General features: G+C 60.8%; 16 protein-coding genes. 11 read left to right on the top strand and 5 right to left on the bottom strand.

Annotation, left to right across the window (positions count from 1 at the left end; translation table 11 throughout):
• Positions 1-34 precede the first annotated feature (34 nt).
• The 6 genes from IPP95_11395 to IPP95_11370 all read left to right on the top strand — a co-directional run bounded on the left by IPP95_11395 (position 35) and on the right by IPP95_11370 (position 9163).
• Positions 35-1792: a tail fiber domain-containing protein gene (locus tag IPP95_11395; protein QQS71785.1), complete on the top strand. Its 1758-nt coding sequence runs from the start codon at positions 35-37 to the stop codon at positions 1790-1792.
• Positions 1789-3537: a tail fiber domain-containing protein gene (locus tag IPP95_11390; GenBank protein QQS71784.1), complete on the top strand. Its 1749-nt coding sequence runs from the start codon at positions 1789-1791 to the stop codon at positions 3535-3537. Before IPP95_11395 ends, IPP95_11390 begins: the two co-directional genes overlap by 4 nt.
• On the top strand, positions 3534-5285 hold the full coding sequence (locus IPP95_11385; protein QQS71783.1) for a tail fiber domain-containing protein: 1752 nt from the start codon (positions 3534-3536) through the stop codon (positions 5283-5285). Before IPP95_11390 ends, IPP95_11385 begins: the two co-directional genes overlap by 4 nt.
• Before the next feature lie 199 nt (positions 5286-5484).
• The gene (gene asnS, locus IPP95_11380; protein ID QQS71782.1) at positions 5485-6936 is read left to right on the top strand and encodes an asparagine--tRNA ligase; all 1452 of its coding nucleotides are present in this window, start codon (positions 5485-5487) and stop codon (positions 6934-6936) included.
• Between the two features lie 181 nt (positions 6937-7117).
• Positions 7118-8566 carry a hypothetical protein gene (locus IPP95_11375; GenBank protein ID QQS71781.1) on the top strand — a complete coding sequence of 483 codons (1449 nt, stop codon included), beginning with the start codon at positions 7118-7120 and terminating at the stop codon, positions 8564-8566.
• Positions 8567-8815: 249 nt separating this feature from the next.
• Entirely contained in the window at positions 8816-9163 is a 348-nt protein-coding gene (locus tag IPP95_11370) for a hypothetical protein (GenBank protein ID QQS71780.1), read from the top strand.
• Positions 9164-9228: 65 nt separating this feature from the next.
• On the opposite strand, the gene IPP95_11365 is transcribed toward IPP95_11370, so the two are convergent.
• Entirely contained in the window at positions 9229-10974 is a 1746-nt protein-coding gene (locus IPP95_11365) for a hypothetical protein (protein ID QQS71779.1), read from the bottom strand.
• 171 nt (positions 10975-11145) lie between these two features.
• Between IPP95_11365 and IPP95_11360 the strand changes: the two genes are divergently transcribed.
• Together IPP95_11360 and IPP95_11355 are read left to right on the top strand one after the other, a co-directional pair.
• Positions 11146-13200: a M13 family metallopeptidase gene (locus IPP95_11360; GenBank protein QQS74255.1), complete on the top strand. Its 2055-nt coding sequence runs from the start codon at positions 11146-11148 to the stop codon at positions 13198-13200.
• Positions 13201-13269: 69 nt separating this feature from the next.
• Positions 13270-13842 carry a DUF1211 domain-containing protein gene (locus IPP95_11355; protein QQS71778.1) on the top strand — a complete coding sequence of 191 codons (573 nt, stop codon included), beginning with the start codon at positions 13270-13272 and terminating at the stop codon, positions 13840-13842.
• Between the two features lie 141 nt (positions 13843-13983).
• Here IPP95_11355 and IPP95_11350 read toward each other — a convergent pair whose 3' ends face one another.
• Positions 13984-14373, bottom strand: a complete 390-nt coding sequence (locus IPP95_11350; GenBank protein ID QQS71777.1) for a hypothetical protein — start codon at positions 14371-14373, stop codon at positions 13984-13986.
• A gap of 242 nt (positions 14374-14615) precedes the next feature.
• Here IPP95_11350 and msrB point away from each other — a divergent pair, with 242 nt between their 5' ends.
• Positions 14616-15140, top strand: a complete 525-nt coding sequence (msrB, locus tag IPP95_11345; GenBank protein ID QQS74254.1) for a peptide-methionine (R)-S-oxide reductase MsrB — start codon at positions 14616-14618, stop codon at positions 15138-15140.
• Between the two features lie 18 nt (positions 15141-15158).
• Here msrB and IPP95_11340 read toward each other — a convergent pair whose 3' ends face one another.
• Positions 15159-16106 (bottom strand): aldo/keto reductase, encoded by a 948-nt coding sequence (locus tag IPP95_11340; protein ID QQS71776.1) that lies wholly within the window; start codon positions 16104-16106, stop codon positions 15159-15161.
• 83 nt (positions 16107-16189) lie between these two features.
• On the opposite strand from IPP95_11340, the gene IPP95_11335 reads away from it, so the two are divergent.
• Together IPP95_11335 and IPP95_11330 are read left to right on the top strand one after the other, a co-directional pair.
• Entirely contained in the window at positions 16190-18376 is a 2187-nt protein-coding gene (locus tag IPP95_11335; protein ID QQS71775.1) for a S8 family peptidase, read from the top strand.
• Positions 18377-18568: 192 nt separating this feature from the next.
• Entirely contained in the window at positions 18569-19150 is a 582-nt protein-coding gene (locus IPP95_11330) for an ester cyclase (protein QQS71774.1), read from the top strand.
• 102 nt (positions 19151-19252) lie between these two features.
• On the opposite strand, the gene IPP95_11325 is transcribed toward IPP95_11330, so the two are convergent.
• Together IPP95_11325 and IPP95_11320 are read right to left on the bottom strand one after the other, a co-directional pair.
• Positions 19253-19597 (bottom strand): ribose-5-phosphate isomerase, encoded by a 345-nt coding sequence (locus IPP95_11325; GenBank protein QQS71773.1) that lies wholly within the window; start codon positions 19595-19597, stop codon positions 19253-19255.
• Positions 19598-19599: 2 nt separating this feature from the next.
• The gene (locus IPP95_11320) at positions 19600-20955 is read right to left on the bottom strand and encodes an adenylate/guanylate cyclase domain-containing protein (GenBank protein QQS71772.1); all 1356 of its coding nucleotides are present in this window, start codon (positions 20953-20955) and stop codon (positions 19600-19602) included.
• Positions 20956-21156 lie beyond the last annotated feature (201 nt).

Genomic DNA, 21156 nt, shown 5'->3' with positions numbered 1-21156 from the left:
GCCCACTTCGCGAACCTCGTGTTTGGCTTCTTCCATGGAGCGCGCACATTGTTCCATTCGGCGCTTAGGCTGGGTTCTTGCCTTCGCCTTGCTCTTGCCGCTGATCGTTTCGGCACAGAACATCGGCATCAACGTTACCGGGGCCGCGGCCGATGCATCAGCGCTATTGGATATCAGTACAGGGGGGCTTCCCGGGAATTCGAAACGCGGCTTTCTGATCCCGCGCATGACCACCGCAGAGCGGACGGCCATCCCCGCGCCCGCCCAAGGCTTGTTGGTGTATGATACCTCAGTGAACGAATTTTGGTATTTCGATGGTGCAGCGTGGGCGGCCGTAGCGGTAGCGGGGGCGAACCCCCTGTGGTCCCTCACGGGTAATGCGGGTACGCTCAGCACCGACTTCATCGGCACCATTACCAATAGCCCATTGGAGTTGCGCGTGGGCGGGCAGCGGGCAGGCTTTCTGGCCGATGGCGACACCCGCACGTCCTTCGGCTATCGTGCCATGACCGCGACCACCGGGTCACGCAATACTGCATTCGGGATACAGGCCTTGGAAAATGTTGTGGCCGGCACGGACAACACGGCCGTGGGCGCCTTTGCGCTCAACACGATGTTCGCGAATGTTTCGAACACGGCAGTGGGTTACCAAGCACTTTACCAGTCCTCTGGTGCACGCAATACCGCAGTAGGCTATAGAGCGCTGTTTGCCAATACCACGGGTGCGGACAATACGGCTGTAGGGTTGAGCGCACTTCGCGCCAACACCACGGGCAGCCGCAACACGTCGGTGGGCTGCCAGGCATTGGAGAATGCGACCACATCGGATAATACCGCGCTCGGCTACCAGGCCTTGCAGAACACGACCACAGGTGCTTCCAACACCGCCGCTGGAGCACGCTGTATGGCGAACAACACGACCGGCGCCCAGAATGCGGCCATGGGCTACCGCGCCATGGAAGCGAATACCACGGGCCAGCGCAATAGCGCCATGGGGGCCGGTGCCTCGGACGTCAACCTGACCGGCTCGTACAATGTGGCCTTCGGAAAGGACGCGCTCGGAGAGAGCTTAGCGTCTTATAATACCGGTGTGGGCATGTCAAGTGGCTTTGGCATTACCACGGGCGCATACAACACTGCAGGTGGCTACGTCACTTTGGTCGCCGTCACTACGGCGAGCTACAACACCGCTGTTGGGCCGATAAACGGGCCGGCCGGCAATTACACGAACACGACATCGGTGGGCTACGCGGCAGCACCGAGTGCTTCCAACCGCATCACCTTGGGAACAGTGGCCAACAACAACCGTACAGGCGGCTACGGCACCTGGCAGAATTTCTCCGATGCGCGGTTCAAAACCGATGTGCTCCACAACGTCCCCGGCCTGGACCTGGTGCTGCGGCTGCGACCGGTGACCTACCTGCTTGAAGCCGAAGCGGTGGACAAGCACTTGGGCATTTGGCAGCGCCTTGACACGATGACCGCTTTCGATCACATAGCCACGTACCGCGCACGTCTTGCCGAGGTTTCGCACGACCGGCAAACGGGCTTCGTCGCGCAAGAAGTGGAGACCGCAGCGCAGGCGGTCGGTTTCGATTTCGACGGTGTGCATCATCCGGTGGATGATCACGACCATTACACCTTGGGCTATGAGCAGTTCACCCTGCCCTTGATCGTTGCCGTACAGGAGCAGCATGCCGTGATCAACGAGCTGGAAGGGATGAACGCAGCACTACACTTGCGTATCGATGCGCTGTTGAAAGCAAATGCCACCAACACCACAGGGCCATGATGCCTCTTGCCCAGGCCATCGGTGTACGCTTTGGGGCGATCCTCCTGGTCGTGCTCCTTCCATGCACAGCGCTCTTCGCACAGAACGTGGCCATCAATACCACCGGGCTCGCACCGCACCCCAGCGCCTTGCTCGATCTGGATGTGAGCGGGCTTGCGGCCAATGCCAAGCGCGGATTGCTGATCCCACGCATGAGCTCGGGCCAACGCGACAACATCCCGGCACCGGCCACCGGGCTCCTGGTCTATGTGACCAACACCAATGACTTCTGGTACTTCAACGGAACGATCTGGGTGAACTGGGCATTGCCCAGCACGGGATGGGCCCCGTTGGGGAACGCGGGCCTTGTTGCCGGCACCCACTTCATCGGTACCACGGACAATGTGAACGTGCAACTGCGCGTGAACAACCAGCACGCAGGGCACCTCGCCGATGGCATCACCACATTCGGTGCGTACGCCGGGGTTGCCACAGGAACCGACCATACGGCTTTTGGATATGAGGCCACGCGGGATCTGCATGGGCTGCCGGTCGCACAAACGACCGCGGTCGGGTACAGAAGTTTGGCCCTGCTTAACGAAGAGGCACGCAACACCGCGATCGGAAGCTATGCGCTCTCATCATTTGTCGATCTCGGTGGCACCAACACCGCAGTAGGACATCGGGCCTTGTGGGCACTGAAAGTGCATAACTGTACTGCGGTAGGGTACGAGGCTGGAGCCATGGATGTGAATGGCCCCTTTTGGACGGTCGTCGGTTCGCAGGCGGCGTCAGCTTCAGCACCGACCCTAATTTGGACAACTGCCCTGGGCTACCAAGCGGGTCGCACTGGTGCATACGGTGCAGGCCGAAGCGCAGCAACAGGTCCGTGGAGCTACGGGTTTGGCGCCTATGCGGTCGAAACGGCGACGACAGGCGCTCACGGGTTCGGCTATCGCGCAGCGACCAATGTATCGAGCGGGTGGGGTGACGTTGCCCTCGGGTATGAGGCCCTGTCGGCGCTCACGACTGGTTCGCACAATACCGCGATCGGAGCTTTTGCCTTGGGCAACACCACAGGCGGTGACAACACGGCCATTGGCTACAATGCGCTCGGAGGAGTAGGGAGCGGCAGCTACAACACCGGCATCGGCGCATTGGCCGGGCCCACCATCACCACGCTCAATTACACCGGCGCTATTGGCTACAACGCGGTGCCCACCGCCACAGGCAGGATCGTGTTCGGTACCGTGGCGAGCAACAACCTCACCGGCGGCTACGGCGCTTGGCAGAACCCATCGGACGCCCGCTTCAAGCAGGACATTCGTGAGGACGTGCCCGGCATCGAGCTCATCCAGCACTTGCGCCCTGTGACCTACCGCTTGAACGCCCAGGCCATAGAGCGCTTCACCGGCGGCGAAGCCCGCTTGGCCCGCTTAGAGGACCCCGCACCCTTGCGATACATGCAGCAGCGTTGGGAGGAAGTTGCGGCAGCACGATGCACCGGTCTGCTTGCTCAAGAGGTCGCGGTGGTATTGGACAGCCTCCACTCCGATCTCGATTTAGTGCATCGGCCGACAGATGCGCATGATCATTACACCTTGTCCTATTCCGCATTGGTGGTGCCCCTGGTCCGTGCCGTGCAACAGAACCAGGTAAGGATCGACGCACTACAGGCGGATAATGTCCTGCTCTTGGAACAGCTCGATCTACTGGAGCGCTCGGTCGACAAGCGCGGATCGCAACAAATAGCGTCCAAACCATGAACACGCAACGGCACCACCTCACGGCGCTGCTCATCGCCCTGGCTTTCATGGGCCTTCGGACCAGCTCCGTGGCCCAGATCGCCATCAATGCGGCAGGGGCCGCGCCCGACCCTTCCGCCATGCTGGACCTGAGTGTGGCCACACTGCCAGCCAATGGGAAGCAAGGGTTCCTGTGCCCGCGCATGACCGCTGTTGAACGCATTGCACTACCGGCGCCCGCCACGGGCCTTCTGGTGTACGAGACCACGACCAACACGTTCTGGTACTTCAACGGTTCGATCTGGGTAGCGCTCGGTGGTCCGAACGACGGTTGGCGCCGGGTGGGCAATACAGGGATCATAGCGGGTACACATTATTTGGGTACTCCTGATGCCAGGCCCTTGGAGTTCAGGCGTAGCGGTGTGCGAAGCGGCTACGTCAGCCCCAACTATGCGAACACCTCCTGGGGGTTGCTCGCCTTGGCCGTGAACACCGGAACGGACAATACCGCCTTGGGGTCACGCGCCTTGGCAGCGAACACAAGCGGATCACGCAACACGGCCGTGGGTGCGGGCGCGCTCTCCAGCAACCTGGACGGAGCGAACAGCGTAGCCGTGGGTGCGAACGCCCTTCGCGTTGGCACGAGCGTGGGTGCGCAGACCGCCGTGGGCAGTGCGGCCATGGAGAACTACACCACAGGCGCCGGCAATACCGCCGTGGGCGCCTTTGCACTGCAAGAACCTACGAGCAACACCTGCACAGCCGTTGGTGTGGGAGCGTTGGGAAATTCGAGCGGTGCAAACAACACCGCCTGTGGCTATTTATCGCTTGCTTCGAACACCACCGGCTCGGGCAACACCGCCTTTGGCTCGTACACAATGAGCTCCATCACCACGGGCTCGAGTAATACGGGGTTCTCCAGCGAGAATCATATTACAACAGAGAGCAACAACACTGCCTTCAATGGGCTCTTATGGAATGGTGGTGGGAGCGGAAACACGACCATGGGTCGTGCGGCTCTCCCCAAGAACATCACCGGCAAGTTCAACACGACCATCGGGGAGTTGACGCACAATGAAAATGAGGATGGAGACTACAGCGTGGCGCTAGGGAGCAAAGCGCTCAGCAACGCCAACGGCATTCCGAAGTTCGTGAACCTGTGCACCGCGGTAGGCGAACAGACCAACACCGGCGACGTTGGGGACAACATGACCGCTATCGGCTATGACGCGCTAGCCCTTTCGGCCAATACCATCCGCATCGGAAATGCGGCCAACAACACCAACCTCACGGGCGGCTTCGGCGCATGGCAGAACCTGAGCGATGCACGGTTCAAGCGCGATATCCGGGAGAATGTGCCGGGGCTCAACTTCATCCTCCGTTTGCGGCCGGTCACTTACCGGTTCGACGTGAATGCCTACGACACCTTCACCGGCCTTGCCGATCGCATGCGCGATAGTGCCCGCACGGAGGAACGCAGCGCCTATACCGAGGCTGTTGCTGCGGCTTCTTCAAAAAGGCATACCGGCTTCATCGCCCAGGAAGTGGACAGTCTGGCCCGTGTGTTGAGCTTCGAGTTCTCGGGCGTTCACCGGCCCATCGATGAGAAGGACCACTACACCATCGGGTATGAACAATTCGTAGTGCCGCTGGTAAAGGCCGTTCAGGAACAACAGGAGCAGTTGGAAGCCCTTTCACAGCTCCGGGCACGCATCAACACCCGGCTCGTGCAATTGGAAGCAGCCGAGGAAGGTGCCAAGGGGGAATAGCGGGAAGGGAGTTGTGGGAGGGATAGGTGGCGCACATCGCGTTCGTCCCAACCCAAGAATGCAATGCCCCTGCGGCGATTTGAGATCATTCGCCGCCCCGTCGTTCCTTTGCGGCAACGGCGAGCAACACGGCATTCCCATTGTCTGATCGTCCTCCTTCGCTAAAGCTTCGGCGGAAGCATCTGATTTTCTGATCGAAATGAATTCCATCAAATTCGCCCTCGACGAGGAGTCACTCACCAACACCACCATCACCGTGGCCGGCTGGGTGCGCACCTTTCGCAACGACCGCTTCATCGCGCTCAACGACGGCAGCACCATCCGCAACCTGCAGTGCGTGATCGATCAGCAGGAAGTGGACGCGGAAACGCGCGCACGCTTCACCACCGGCGCGTCCGTACAATGCACCGGAGAGCTTATCCCGTCGCAAGGCGGCGGCCAGCGCGTGGAAATGAAGGTGACGGCCGTGGAGGTGCTCGGTGATTGCCCGGCGGACAAGTACCCGATCCAACCGAAGAAGCATTCGTTGGAATTCCTCCGCGAGAACGCACACCTGCGCTTCCGAACCAACACCTACAGCGCGGTCTTCCGCATGCGGCACCAGGTGAGCTTCGGCATCCACGAGTACTTCGATAAGGAGGGCTATAACTACTTCCACGCGCCGATCATCACAGCGAGCGATGCGGAGGGGGCCGGTGAGATGTTCCGCGTCAGCACGCTGGATGCAAAGCAGCCACCGCTCAACGAGGCCGGCGAAGTCGACTTCAAGGAGGACTTCTTCGGCGCGGAAAGCCACCTCACCGTGAGCGGGCAATTGCAAGCAGAGACCGCTGCACTTGCATTGGGCAAGGTCTACACCTTCGGCCCCACATTCCGCGCGGAGAACAGCAACACCACGCGCCACCTCGCCGAGTTCTGGATGATCGAACCCGAGGCCGCCTTCATGGACCTCAAAGGCGACATGGATCTTGCCGAGGGCTTGTGCAAGCACCTGATCGCCCGTGTGCTGAACAGCAGCATGGACGACCTCCAGTTCTTAGATGCACGGCTGGCCGAAGAGGAGAAGAGCAAACCGCAGGACCAGCGCAGTGAAATGGGCCTGGTCGACCGCCTGAAGTTCGTGCTGGAAAACCCCTTCGAGCGCATCACCTACGACGATGCGATCAACATCCTCCTACGCAGCAAGCCCTACCAGAAGAAGAAGTTCCAGTTCCCGGTGGAATGGGGCGTGGACCTGCAGAGCGAGCACGAGCGCTACTTGGTTGAGAAGCACTTCAAGAAGCCGGTGATCGTCACGGGCTACCCGGCGAAGATCAAAGCATTCTACATGCGCACCAATGCGCCGGGCGACTTCGGATACAGCGACAAAGGCAAGACCGTCGCGGCGATGGACGTGCTCTTCCCCGGCATCGGCGAGATCATCGGCGGCAGCCAGCGCGAGGAACGCTTAGATGTGCTGGAGGCACGCATGGATGAGATGGGCGTGCCCAAGGAGGAACTCTGGTGGTACTTAGACACGCGCCGCTTCGGCACCGTGCCGCACGCGGGCTTCGGACTGGGGCTGGAGCGCTTCGTGCTGTTCGTAACAGGCATGGGGAATATCCGCGATGTGATCCCTTACCCGAGAACGCCGGGGAGCGCGGAGTTCTGAGAAGGAATTCACCGCAAAGACGCAAAGACCGCTTATCCCCTCTTCCTTGGGAGAGGGGTTGGGGTGAGGACTTAGCGCTCTTTGCGTCTTTGCGGCAACCTACTATACCCACATGCGCGAGCTACCTTGTCAAGCAACCGGGCACGGCGATCCGCCGTCACTGTGCCAGCCCACCAGCGCCATGAAACACCTCCTACTCCTTGCGAGCCTTTGTGTCGCCACGATGTTGCACGCGCAAGTACCCATCATCGACTACAGCTTCCTGGCGGTGCCGCCATCGGTGTTGGTGAACAAAGTGATCGTGCAGCCCGATGGAAAGATCCTCGTCGGTGGCGGGTTCACCAACTATGCGGGCTCGGGAAAGGGCAATTTGGTGCGCTTGAACAGCGATGGCACAGTGGACGCCACCTTCAACCCCGGCGGCAGCGGCCCTGATTTCCTGGTACAGGATATCGACCTGATGCCTGACGGAAGGATCCTGATCGCGGGCAATTTCAACACTTACAACGGCGTACAGAACAACTTCGTGGCACGCCTGTTCCCCGATGGGACATTGGACCCCGGCTTTCACGTGCCGCCGAACTCCATTAACAGCGCCGTTTACGCTGTTGCGTTGCACCGGAAAAACAGCGTGTTGGTCGCCGGCGATTTCTGGGTCTGCAGCGGACACAGCCAGCCGCACATCACGCGCTTCGATTCCACGGGCGTTGTGGACACCACCTTCCTTGTGGGCGCGGGTTTCACCTCCACCGTGTACGACCTGTTGGTGCTTCCCGATGACCGCATATTAGCAGGCGGCACCTTCTTCCTGTACCAGGACAATCCGTGCGGCCGCATCGCCCTGCTTGCCCCCAACGGGCTGTTCGACCCCTCGATGGACAATGATCCGGGAATTCACGGCTCCGCCAGTTCGGTCAGGGCATTGGCGCGGCAGCCGGATGGCAAGATCTTGGTCGGCGGCTACTTTACCTACCACAACAGTGTGCCACGCGCCGCTATCGCCCGGCTGGACCTGAGCGGCGCTTTCGACCCCTCGTTCACCTCACCGCTTTATCCCTACGCGCGGGTGGATGCCATCGCGGTGCAGGCGGACGGTCATATCCTTGTCGGCGGTGAATTCATCGGGAGCATGTACGACCCCAATGTACCTGGCCCGTCCTGCTTGGTCCGGATGAACGCCGATGGCAGCCGGGATGACACGTACGATCTGGGTACCGGCCTGGGAGCCGATCCCGGGGACACCTATTTTGTGCGGAGCATCGCCGTGCAACAGGATAATAAGGTGCTGGTGGGCGGCCGCTTCACCAGCTTCGACACGGAGACGGAATACCACCAGCTCATCCGCTTGCACGAGTCGAGCTTCGCGGGCATCAACGAAGGCCACGACGCACCTGCCGCGTTGAATGCCTGGTGGAACTCCCGTGAACTGCGGGTGACAATGCCGGACGGATTCACCAGCGGTGCGCGCTTGAACGTGTACACCAGCACCGGACAGCTGGTATACAGCCAACGCGCAGGCGCAGCAGCGAACAGCACGATCGGTGTGAAAATGGACCCCGGCACCGGTCTGTTGCTCGTGAGCTTGGAACAGGGCAACGCACGATCGACCGCGAAGGTGATGGTGCCTTAATAGGTGGATCGCCGCCAAGGATGCCAATGTTTCATCCGGACCTTCTCGGGAGCGCACCAAGGGAAGGTTGACCGCAACGGACGCTCCCGATACAAATCGGGAGAGCGCAACGGAATACGCGCCACGCCTATGTGGTTTGAAGCACCAAAGTCGTTGCGTCCGTCGCGTGCGTTGCGGTAAAAAGCCACTGTACTTACGATCGCGTGGCGATCCCTTTGTGCCCTTCGCGTACTTCGCGGTAGGAAACCCATGAAGATCTACCATCTCTCCACGTGTTCCACGTGCCAACGCATCCTGAAACAGATGCCGGACTTGGCGCGCTTCGAATTGCAGGACATCAAAACGGAGCCGATCACTGCGGCGCAATTGGACGCGATGCGGAAAATGGCAGGTAGCTACGAAGCGCTATTCAGTCGCCGCGCGATCAAATTCCGCAGCATGGGCCTGGACAAGAAGACGCTCGCCGAAACGGACTATCACGACCTGATCCTTTCGGAATACACCTTCCTGAAGCGCCCGGTGATCATGATCGGTGAGAAGATCTTCGTGGGAAATAGCAAGAACGTTGTGCAGGCAGCAGTGGCGGTCGCAAGCTGATACTTGGTGTCCACCATCGGAAGGAGCGGCCCTTCTGGGTGGGCCTCATAGCAACGCTACCGCGGTCACTGCGCCACTTCCTTTTTCTCCTTCCGTGCAGCTCGGTCCTCCCTCCTTTTCTCAGCATCCGTGCGCAGCACCGTGCGCATCCGTTCCTTGGCCTCGGGCATCAGGTTGCGCACCAGGCCCTCGCGCGTGGCATGCCACACGAAGTTGAACACGGAGCGGTCCGGGTCACGTTCGACGGTGTAGTTGCGTTCGCGGTCCGCGCTCATGCCACCGCCGTACTCCTGCAATAGCATGATGTCCATCACGCTGCCGAGCATGCTGTGGCGCAGTTCGCGGGGCGTACCGGGTTCCACCTGCACCAGCACGTCCGCATAGTCCACCGCCATCGTGCCCTTGGCGCGGCGTGCGTTCCCGTTCATGCGCAAGGTCAGATGGCGAAGCACGCCTTGCTCCACTTCCATACGCAACAACGGGCGCGTGGCCCGGTTCAGCTCCACCAAGGGCAGCCCCGCCAACGAGGCCGTCAAAGTGAACCGCTCGTTCCCGTTCAACGCCGCACTGTAGCGGCCCTCAACGCGGGCACTGTCGAAGATCATGAACGTGAAATCACCCGTGATGCTGTCGCCTTCCGCAATGCTCCCCGCCTCATTGGTGATGTTGTGGAACCGGGCGTTCATGCCGGTGAACGGCACCTCGCCCCACCGCCCGGTCCGGGGATCGCGCTCCCGGTAACGCACGTTCGCGTTCACCAGCCGGGCGGTGTCCACTTGGATGGAGAACGGCATGGCGGCCAATGCGGCCGGTGGCAGTTTTCTCGGGGTCCTTGCCTGATCAGGCAATGTCTTGTCCAGCTCCAGTTCCACGTGCAGGCCGAGAATGTCCACGTGGTGTACGAGCAGCGCTTCGTCGGCGATGGAACGGTCCACATCCAATCCACTGAGCAAGATGCTGTCCACCGCAAGGGCCATTACGCATTTCCGCAGGCGTCCGGGACCCGTGCTGTCCATCTGTTCCGGGGTGATACGAATGTCCGTAAGCCTGCCGCTCCGGCCTGCTCGGGACAAGGAGACCGCACCGATGTGCAGGCGGCTCCCGTCGGGCAGAAGCGTGCCGATGCTGTCCACCTTCAGCTCCGCCCCTTCCATGGAAAGGCGCACGCCGGCATTCCGGCCCGCTGAGGCGATGCGCACCGCCGAAGCACCGATGCCCAACCCGTTCACCTTCAGCTCCGGCAACAGTTTGTTGAGGTCCTGCACGGAAGCGTTCGCGCTCCGGATGGAGAGCGTGTCCGCGGCCAGCACTGACATCAGGCCATTCCCTTTGCGGCCCAAGCGCTTGAACGGGTCCGTAAGGTCCACGCGCTTCGGCCCGGTGTAATAATGGAACTCGGGTCCTTCCAACACAATGCCCCGCACACGGAACTCGCCTTTAAGCAACAAACGCCAGAAGGAAAGGCCGCGCAGCTCCACCCGGCCCACTTTCGCGGAGAACAGGTAGCGGAAGGCTCCGGTGCGCAGACTGTCCAGCAGGCGCGGTTCGAAATCCAGATCGGCGTCCGTGACCACCAGACTGCCGTGCCGGGCATCGGCCTTCAAACTGGCCAATGTGATGTGATAGCCCGGCACGCTGGCCCTTTCGATAGCGGCGTGGATGCGTGCCTCCACCTGCCGGTCCAGCCAAGGCTCGCCGCCGTGCCTTACCCACCAGGCCAGTGCGCCGGCCGCCGCGGCGCTCACGAGCACTAAGGCACCGAGCACACGCAACAGCAAGCGCAACGTTCGCGGGGTAGTAGCGGAAGACATGGGCGGGGTAAAGTTCAGGACTGTGGACCTCCAACGGTGCTCGTCTCAATAAGTGCCTGCGATGAACACCGGCACATGCTCCTTCATCCTTCTTCCCCGCCGCTCATCACAACGGATCGGAGGCCCTTTGCCCGGGTAATACATTTGCCCGCGTTGATCAACGCATTCCCCATGACCACAAGTGCTTCCGGAACACTCCGCGATCTCTTCCTCCTCACGCTCGTCGGCCTTACGGCCTGCACCTCCGAACCCAAGATGCCCGAAACCACCCCCCCCACGGTGCCCGCCTTCGATGTGGCCGGTATGGACAGCACCGCCACCCCTTGCGATGATTTCGACCGCTTCGCCAACGGTACGTGGAAGGACAACAATCCCGTGCCCGCGACCGAATCCCGCTGGGGCGCGTTCGGCATCCTCGCCAAGGAGAACCTGGAGGTGAAGGTGAAGAGCATCATCGACACGCTGATGAACGAGAAGGAGGCCAAGAAAGGCTCCACGCCCCAGCTCGTCGGGGACTACTACCGCTCCTACATGGACACGGTGACCTTGGAAAAGCTCGGCGCCACGCCGTTGAAGCCGTGGATGGACCGCATCGACGCCCTGAAGAACCTGGAGGACCAGGCCGCGCTCTCCGGCGAATACGCAAGGATCGGTGCCTCCTCCTTCGTGAGCCTTTCTGCGCAACCCGACCAGCAGGACAGCAAGATGAACACCCTGTGGAGCGATCAGGACGGGTTGAGCCTTGGCGAACGCAGCTATTACGAAAGCAAAGACAGCTCGATGGTGAATATCCGCAAGGAGTTCGTCCATCACGTGGACACGATGTTCAGCCTCGCGGGCCTTCCGGAGAAGAACGCCGGGCAGACCATACTCGATTTCGAGACCGGCCTGGCCAAATTTCAGCTCACCAACATCCAGCGCCGCGACCCGAGCATTTACACGCGTATGGCCTTTGCGGATTACCTCAAGCTCTCGCCCCGGTACGATCTGGCGACCGCCATCGCGAAGGCTGGCATCAGCAGTGACAGCTTATTGGTGGAGAACAAGGAATACGTGCAAATGGCCTCCGCCTACTTCGCCGGTACGCCGCTGGGCACGCTGAAGACCTGGATGAAATGGCAAATGCTCTCCACCTACGCGAACACCCTGAACAAGGCCATCACCGAGGAGAATTTCCACTTCAATGGTACCGTGATGAGCGGCACGAAGGAGCAGAAATCCCGGGACCTGCGTGCCCTGCGCGCCACCGACGGCCTGCTGGGTGAGCCACTGGGCAAGCTCTATGCGGAGAAGTACTTCCCCGCCTCCTCCCGCAAAAGGGTGGAGGACATGATCGAGAACGTGCGCACCGTGTATGGCGAGCGCATCAAGGACCTCACATGGATGAGCGAGGCGACGAAGGAGAAGGCCTTGGAGAAGCTCGCCCTCTTCACCACCAAGATCGGCTACCCGGACCAGTGGAAGGACTACAGCATGGTGGACATCAAGCCGAACGCCTTGTTGGAGAACACCATGCACCTGATCGAATGGCGCACCAACGACAACCTCGTGCGCATCGGCAAGCCGGTGGACCCGAAGGAATGGGGCATGACGCCGCAGACGGTGAACGCCTATTACAACCCCGCCATGAACGAGGTGGTCTTCCCCGCCGGTATCCTGCAACCTCCGTTCTTCAACCCCGATGCGGACGATGCGATCAACTATGGCGGCATCATCGCGGTGATCGGGCATGAGCTCACCCACGGCTTCGATGACCAAGGTGCGAAATACGACGGCCACGGCAATCTGGTGGACTGGTGGACGTCGGGCGACAAGGCCAATTTCGACTCGCTGGCCCACAAGATGATCGCCTACTTCGATAAGCAGGAAGCGATGCCCGGGCTCTTCATCAAAGGTGCGCTCACCGTGGGCGAGAACATCGCGGACCTCGGTGGCCTCACGCTGAGCTACGCGGCCCTGAAGCACAGCCTGGAAGGCAAGTCGGAGCCTCCGTTGATCGACGGCTTCACCTGGCAGCAGCGGTTCTTCTTAGGCTGGGCGCAGGTTTGGCGCGACAACATCCGCCCGGAGGCCCTGCGCATGCGCATCGAACGTGATCCGCACAGCCCCGCCCACTTCCGCATCGATGCCGCCCTTGGCCAGTTCAAGCCATTCGCGGAGGCGTGGTGCCCGAACGACCCCGGCACCATGATCGTGCCGGACAGTGAGCGTGTAGTGATCTGGTAAGTTCCCTCCGGGGGATCCGTCTCCCCTCCTTGAAAAATGGAGGGGAAAACCGCAATTACCTTTCACCCCATGGGCACTAACCGCATGGAAGCGTTCAGCGACGGGGTGATGGCGATCATCATCACCATCATGGTGCTGGAACTGAAGGTGCCGCACGGCACGGAACTGGCGGACCTGCACCCGTTGGTGCCGAAGCTCCTGAGCTATGTGCTGAGCTTCGTTTACGTGGGCATCTATTGGAACAACCACCACCACATGCTGCACACCACCGAGCGGGTGAACGGCGCAGTGCTCTGGGCCAACATGCACTTGCTCTTTTGGCTGTCGCTCATCCCGTTCGTCACCGGATGGATGGGCGAGAACCACTTCGCCCCGCTCCCGACCGCGATGTACGGCGTGGTACTGCTGATGGCCGCGATCGCCTATACCATCCTGCAGTTCGCCATCATCGGCATGCAGGGCGAAAGCTCCAAACTGGCCAAAGCGGTGGGCAAGGACTGGAAGGGAAAGGCGTCGCTGGCGTTGTACGTCATTGCGATCGCGTGCGCGTTCTACCTGCCGTACGTCACCGGAGCGCTTTATGCCGCCGTGGCACTGATATGGTTCATCCCCGACCGGCGTATCGAGCGGACGATGCGGTGAAACCGGGAATCGGTACGGAACGCGGATCACGCAGAAAGACGGATCACCGCTGATGCGGAAGGCGGGGTGGTGCGATCACGTCCCGGTGAAGGGCCGGAGACATGCGGGTGCTTCGGGGAGAAGCGCACCGCTGATAGTTCCTCAAGCCACGAGGCCGTATTCCGTGCGCACGTCCTTATTGCCCAGCACCACGAAGGTGAAGATGCCCAAGGCGATGCCGAAGGGGAAATTGAGGCAGTTCAGCGCGGCGATCACTTGCGTGAAGCTGCGGCTCTTGCGCTTATCGATCATGCGCGCACTGATGAGGTTCAGGATGCCATGCGCCTCCACCAGAACGAACAGGCCCCAGCCCAACGCGTACAGGAAGGAACCCAACCAGACCGGTGGTGCCTCGCCGCTATGTTGCGCGAACCAGGGGCTGTTCAGGAACGAAGCCGCGAACACCAGGCTCAACAAGGCAAAACCGCAAAGGCAGAGGAGCACGCCGTACACATAGTGCAGCACGCTCAGTGTGGAGAGGTGATGTTTCATATCCCGAAGTTGGGGCTTTCCACTGCATGGCCCACCGGGATCCGGAAGAGCGGTCGCTTGTCAGGGCGAATGGCACGGAAGCGACCATCGTCTTGGATGTATTCGTTCACGTACATTCTGAAACAGCGCGCAATGGGCATGCGACTGCCAGCGTTTTCCGAAGGTTCCCCCTGCATCGAGGTACTCTTCCGCAACACTGTCATGCACCCGTTGCAGCACGGATCTTGCAAACGCCCATGATCATGTTCATCCGAACAGCCTTCTTACTTTTCATCGGTGCCTTGGCCTGTGCCAACCCCGGATCTTCATCGACCATGGGCAAAGCCATCTCCCCCACCCACATGGACAATCCTTACTACTCCCGCACCGACACCACGCATCTCAACGTGAGCGATGCCGAATGGAAGCGCATCCTGCCCGACAGCGTATATGATGTGGCCCGCAACAAGGCGACGGAGCGCGCCTTCACCGGCAAATACTGGGATACGGACGGCTTAGGCACGTACTACTGCGCCGTCTGCGGCAACGCCCTCTTCCGATCGGACAGCAAGTTCGGCAGCAGCTGCGGTTGGCCCAGCTTCTACCAAGCACTGCGCCCCAACAGCGTGCGTTACGTGGAGGACCCCAGCTACGGCATGGTGCGCACGGAGGTGCTCTGCGGCCGCTGCGACAGCCACCTCGGGCACATCTTCGACGATGGCCCTCCCCCTACCGGCAAGCGCTTCTGCATGAACTCCATCGTGCTGGATTTCGAGGCGGAGAAATAGCGCTCGTTCAGCAACCGTTCAATACGCGCTTGCCTCGTTCAACTCCGCCATGTCCTCCTTGCTCAAGCGCAATGCCGCGGCGGACATCAGTTCGTCCAGTTGTGCGATGTTGGTCGCGCTGGCGATGGGCGCCGTGATGTGTGGACGGGCCATCAGCCAGGCCAGTGATACCGCTGCCGGAGTGCTGCCCAGCCGCACGGAGACCGCATCCAACGAGGCCAAGATCTTCAACCCGTGCGGGGTGAGGTATTTGGGCATGCTGCTGCCGCGTACGCTCTTGCTGAAGTCAGCCTCGCTGCGGTATTTGCCCGTGAGGAAGCCGCTGGCCAAGGCGTAGTAGTTGATCACGCCCAAGCCGTGTTCTTCGCAGAGGGGCGCGTGATCCCGCTCGAACACGTCACGGTCGAAGAGGTTGTAACGCGGCTGTAGCGAGACGTAGGCCGCAAGCCCCATGCCGGCACTGATGCGCATGGACTCCTGCAAGCGCCCCGGGCTGAAGTTGGATGCGCCGATCCAGCGCACCTTGCCCGCCGTCACCAGCTGGTCCAAGGCTTCGAGGGTTTCCCCGATCGGCGTATCCAGGTCGTCCCAATGGGTCTGGTAGAGGTCGATGTAGTCCGTGCGCAGGCGCTTCAGCGAGGCCTCAACGGCCCGCAGGATATAGTCCTTCCGCAGGTTCTTGCCCTCGCCCATATCGCCGCCCACCTTGGTGGCGATCACCACTTTATCGCGGTTGCCGCGGGCGTGCATCCAATTACCGATCACGGTCTCGGACTCGCCGCCCATGTGGCCCGGCACCCAGTTTGAATAGGAGTCCGCCGTGTCGACCAGATCGAAGCCGCCGTCTACAAAGGCATCTAAAAGTTCGAAGGACGTGGCTTCGTCGACGGTCCAACCGAAGACGTTGCCACCGAAAGCGAGAGGCGCGACATGGAGGTCGCTCTTGCCGATGGTGCGCTTTTGCATGTTGTCAAAGTAAGCCTCTTCGCCGAAGACCCCTTGCGGTGACGTCGGGAAGAACACCGACCTTCGTTGCTCAACACCGCCCCATGATCCGATCACTGATCCTCGCTTCCCTGCTCTTCACCACCGCCTTGCACGCGCAAACGCCGATGCCCGCCGAGACGCGCGTGGGCATCGCCGAGCTGCAAGCGGTGGCCCTGCGCCAGCCCGATGCGCACAAACTGACGGCCGAGGCCCAAGGCAAGTACCCCGTGGCGATGATGGGCGGGCGCTGCATGGTGGGCTTCCTCGGAAAGGTGAATGACACTTTCGATCCTGATGAGCTCGACCCGTCGATCGTGCATGTGGGCGCACGCATCGGCGATGTGCTCTCCTTCCGCGTGGATGCCTACCACCTCCTTGCGGCATCGGCTATCCCCGGACTAGCATATGCAGAGCTGGCGGGCATCGCGAAGCCCACGTTGGACAAATTGGTGACCACCATCCACGCCGACAGCGTGCAGCAAGGCATCAACCTGCCGCAGCCCTATACCGGTGAAGGCGTGCTGATCGGCGACCTGGACTGGGGCTTCGACTACACGCACCCGATGTTTTACGACACCGCTCTGACCAACTACCGCGTGCGTGCCGCGTGGGACCAGTTCCGCCAAGCGGGCCCGGCACCGGCCACCTTCGGCTATGGTGCTGAGTTCACCACGCCGGCCACGCTGTTGGCCGCGCAGGGCGATACCTCCAACATCTACACCTACGGCACGCACGGCACGCATGTGGCGGGGATCATGGGAGGAGGCGGTGCAGGAACGATCTATCGCGGCGTGGCCTTCGATGCACAGTTCCTCTTCTGTTCCTTCTTGATCGATGCCGCCGCCGCGCTCGACGGCGTGGCCTGGATGCAGCAGGTCGCGCAGCAGGACGGCAAACGCTTGGTGGTGAACATGAGCTGGGGTCTCTACTACATGGGCACCCTTGACGGCCATTCGCTCATCAGCCAAGCACTGGACCAGTTCTCCGCCGAGGGGGTCGTCTTCTCCATTTCCGCAGGCAACAACGGCGACATTGCCTTCCACATCGGCAAGACCTTTACGGGCGATACCCTGCGCAGCCGCGTGCAGTTCTACCCGTACAGCGCCCACCCGCACATGTGGGGGCAAAGCCTGACGATGTGGGGTGAGCCGAACACCTCCTTCTCCGCCAATATCAAAGTGTTCAACAGCAATAATGCCCTGGTGATGGAAACGCCGTGGTACCACACCGCTACCCAGGCCACTTATGTCGATTCCCTGCTGATCGCAAGCGATGACACGGTGTTCTTCAACCTTACTGCCGAGGCGGCCAACCCCCTGAACGACCGGCCACATTTCCGGCTTCGCATCAAGAACACCAATACCACCCTGCGCGTGATCATGCAAGCCACCGCCCCATCCGGAACCGTGCATTTCTGGAACGTGACGGAGCTCAACAACGACGTGGGCAACTGGGGGCAGGAATTTCAGACCGGGGTGCCCGGAGGGACCGCCGGCGACACCCAGTACGGTATCGGTGAACCCGCCTGCGCCGAAAGTGCCATCACCGTGGCCGCGTGCAGCTCCATTGTCGGCTACTCCCCCACCGGCAATCCCATCGGTGGCAATATCGCCAGCTTCTCCTCCTTCGGCCCCACTTTGGACGGACGCATCAAGCCGGACATCACCGCACCGGGTTCCAACGTGGCCTCGTCCATCAGCTCCTTCACGGACAATGCCTTCAGCCCCTTGCTCACCGTGCCCTTCCAAGGCCGGGATTATCCCTTCGCTCGCTTCAGCGGCACCAGCATGTCCGCCCCCGCCGTCACCGGCGCGGTGGCCCTGATGCTGCAGGCCGACCCCACGCTGACACCGGCACAGATCCGCGACATCATCCGGCAGACCGCCATCACCGACAACTACACCGGCACGATCCCGCCTGGCGGTAGCACCCGCTGGGGCATGGGCAAGCTCAACGCCTACCATGCGGTGACGCAGTTGCTCGGCGTAACGGGCGTGAACGAGGCCGGTGAACCTCACCTGTCCGTTTGGCCCAACCCGGCCAGCGGCATGCTCTTCGTCAGCCCGCCCTTCGCAACCGATGGCGCACAGCTTTATGTGACCGATGCGTTGGGACGCACCGTGCTCTCCCGCGCACTGAACAGTTCCGGAGCCTTCTCCGTGGATGGTTCCGGCTGGCCCAGTGGTGTGTATTTCCTGCGGATGGAAAAGGAGGGGCAGTGTGCTGTCGGGAAGGTTGTGCGGGAGTAGCGCATTTATTCCGACGTCATTGCTTCGTCGCAACTACTCGCGATGCCGGATGGAGCGGGCTTTGCTTTCGCACAGGGCATTCTCGCAGTGACGGGTGAGCAAATAGATTTCTTGCCGCCCGGAACAAAACCGCATTCCATGAACATAGCTTTCGTCCGGATCCAACCTACTGGAACCACTAAAACCACCTCCATGTTAAAACGGACGTTTTTCATAACCGCACCTGTTGCCGCGCTCCTTCTGCTCGCATCCTGTAGCGGAGGGGATCATGCCAAGACCGATGAAATGATGGCCCATAACAAGGCCATGATGGCCGCCGACAGCCTGACCAAGGCACAGGAGGCCACCACCAAGGCTCTCTACGACCTGATCAACACGACCAGTTCCGATGGGATCGAGAAGCTCGTCACTGACGATTTCGTCGACCACCAGATGGACACGTCGATCAAGTCCACCGGCATCCAGGCCTTGAAGGATGAGATGGCGATGTACTTCACCGCCTTCCCCGACTTCCACCAGGACATCATGGGCATGGCCACCAACGGCGACCGCACGTACGTGGTGCTGCACATCACGGGTACCAACAAGGGGCCTTGGGGTAGTACCATGCCCGCCACCGGCAAGGCCATCGACGTGATGGGCGCCGACGTGGTCCGCTTTGTTGACGGCAAGGTCGCCGAGCATTGGGGCTACATGGAGGAGATGAAGATGATGGGCCAGCTGGGCCTATGGCCGCCTGCGCCTGCCGCTGCGCCGAAGAGCATGAAGAAATAGTGATCGGCACCCGCCCGATGAGCAGAACGAACGGCGAGGAAACTCTCGCCGTTCGTCGTTCCGCAGCAGCTATGGTACACCTGTGCAGTTGATCTCACCCCTTCACCCGAACCATACGGCGTAGCCCTTCTTCCGCAATTCCAGCGCCAGCCCCAGTTCCACTTCCAGCGCTTCCTTGCGGCTCAGCGGGCCGATGTCCTGATAGAGGCTCGGCCTCAAATAGCGGCCATACTTCTCCACGATGTTCGACGAGAGCTTCTGTCCTTTCGCATTGCGGTAGCCTGTCTTGTGCTGCGTGAACCGCTCCTGCGGAGTCTTGCTCGTCTGGCCCACGTAGAGGCATTCAAGCACACCGTTGTACTGCGGGTTCGCCTCGCGGAATTTGCGGTCCTCGGTGAATACCTTCCGGCTGAGCTCGATGACGTAGACGGTGTAGACGGTGGGCATGGTCAGGCCACGAGGCGCTCCACAAAGTACATCTCCATTTCTCCCTTGCCCTTTGCCTGCACTTTGCCGCGCGGGGTGAAGGTGAATACTGGTGAACGGTCGTTGGTGACTGGTGACTGGTGGACCACATCCTTCACCAGATCATACGTCGCCTCACTGATGTTCACCTTCCCCACTTCACCGCTGCTCTCCATGCGGCTCGCCGTATTCACCGTATCGCCCCAGATGTCGTACTGGAATTTCTTCACGCCCACGATGCCTGCGACGACGGGGCCGGTGTGGATGCCCACGCGCATTTCGAAAGCAGACAGCCCTTTTGCATCGCGCTCCTTTTTCCGTGTGATCATGAACGCTTGCATTTCCAACGCGGCATGCATCACGTCCGCCGGTGCTGCGCTCTTCGGGTCCGGCAGACCGCCTGCGCACATGTAGGCGTCGCCGATGGTCTTGATCTTCTCGATGCCGCGCGCGGTGATGATGTTGTCGAAGGCTTTGAAGCAGGTGTTCAACTCTTCCACCAGATCTTGCGGGGATAGCTTCTCGCTCGCTTCGGTGAAGCCTTTGAAATCGGTGAAGAGGATGGTGGCGCTGTCGAACTGTTTGGCAACGGCATGGCCATTTGCCTTCAACTCGTTGGCCACTTCCTCCGGTAGGATGTTCAACAGCAGTTCATCGCTGCGCTTCTTGCCGCGATACACGGAGAAGGCCAGCGCGATCAGCAGGAGCAGGCCGCCGGCGATGGAGAAGGAGATAATGCGTTGTTGCCGTAACCGTTCCTGTTGTTGCTGGACGTTGGCTTTCTGCCGCTCGATCTCCAATGCACTTTGCCGCTCTTGCACGGTATTCTCGTAGGCCGCCAAGGCACCCTTGCTGGTGATGGTCTTCAATGAATCGCTGAGGCGGGCATGGTCCAGCGCCAGGTCCAAGGCCTCGCGATCCCGACCTGCGGACTTGTAAATGTTGCTCAGCTCCAGTTCGTATTTCAGGACCAGGCCCAAGCTATACAGCGTCGTGGCTTCGCCCAAGGCCTTTTCCAAGTAACGGGTAGCGGCAACGCGGTTCCCAACGGCGCGCTGATAGAGATAGTTGCCGAAGGACACTTCGCAGTCGCCACTGATGGAAGAGATGGGGAGATAGTTCTTGGCCGCGATCACATTCACTGTATCCAGCTCCATGCGGGCACTGTCCAGCTGGCCCGTCCAGATGTAGGACATCGCGAGGAGCACCCTGCACACTCCTTGCTGTAGAATAGGGACACGCGCCCACGAGACGCGTGTGTCCTTGAAGCATTGCAACGCCTTGAGTGTATCCCCGCGCAGCAGTTCGAGGCGGCCGAGCTCCATGTAGCATTCGGACATCGGCGAAATAGTGCTGTTCTTCATTATCCTTCAGTGCCTGGCGGATATAGGGTTCAGCACGGTCAAGGTTGCCCCACACCCGATAGGACCAGCCCGCCATCAACGTCTCGTTCGCCGCCGCTTCGGGATCGCGGCCCTGGAAGTACTCGCCGGACTTCAAGTAGTTCTCAATGGCAAGTGCGTACTGTTCGAATTGAAGAT

It is taken from the genome of Flavobacteriales bacterium (genome assembly GCA_016700415.1).
Classification (GTDB): Bacteria; Bacteroidota; Bacteroidia; order Flavobacteriales_F; family PHOS-HE28; genus PHOS-HE28.
The sequence above is the reverse complement of the archived record's forward strand: the minus strand, read 5'-3'. Positions and strand labels throughout refer to the sequence as shown.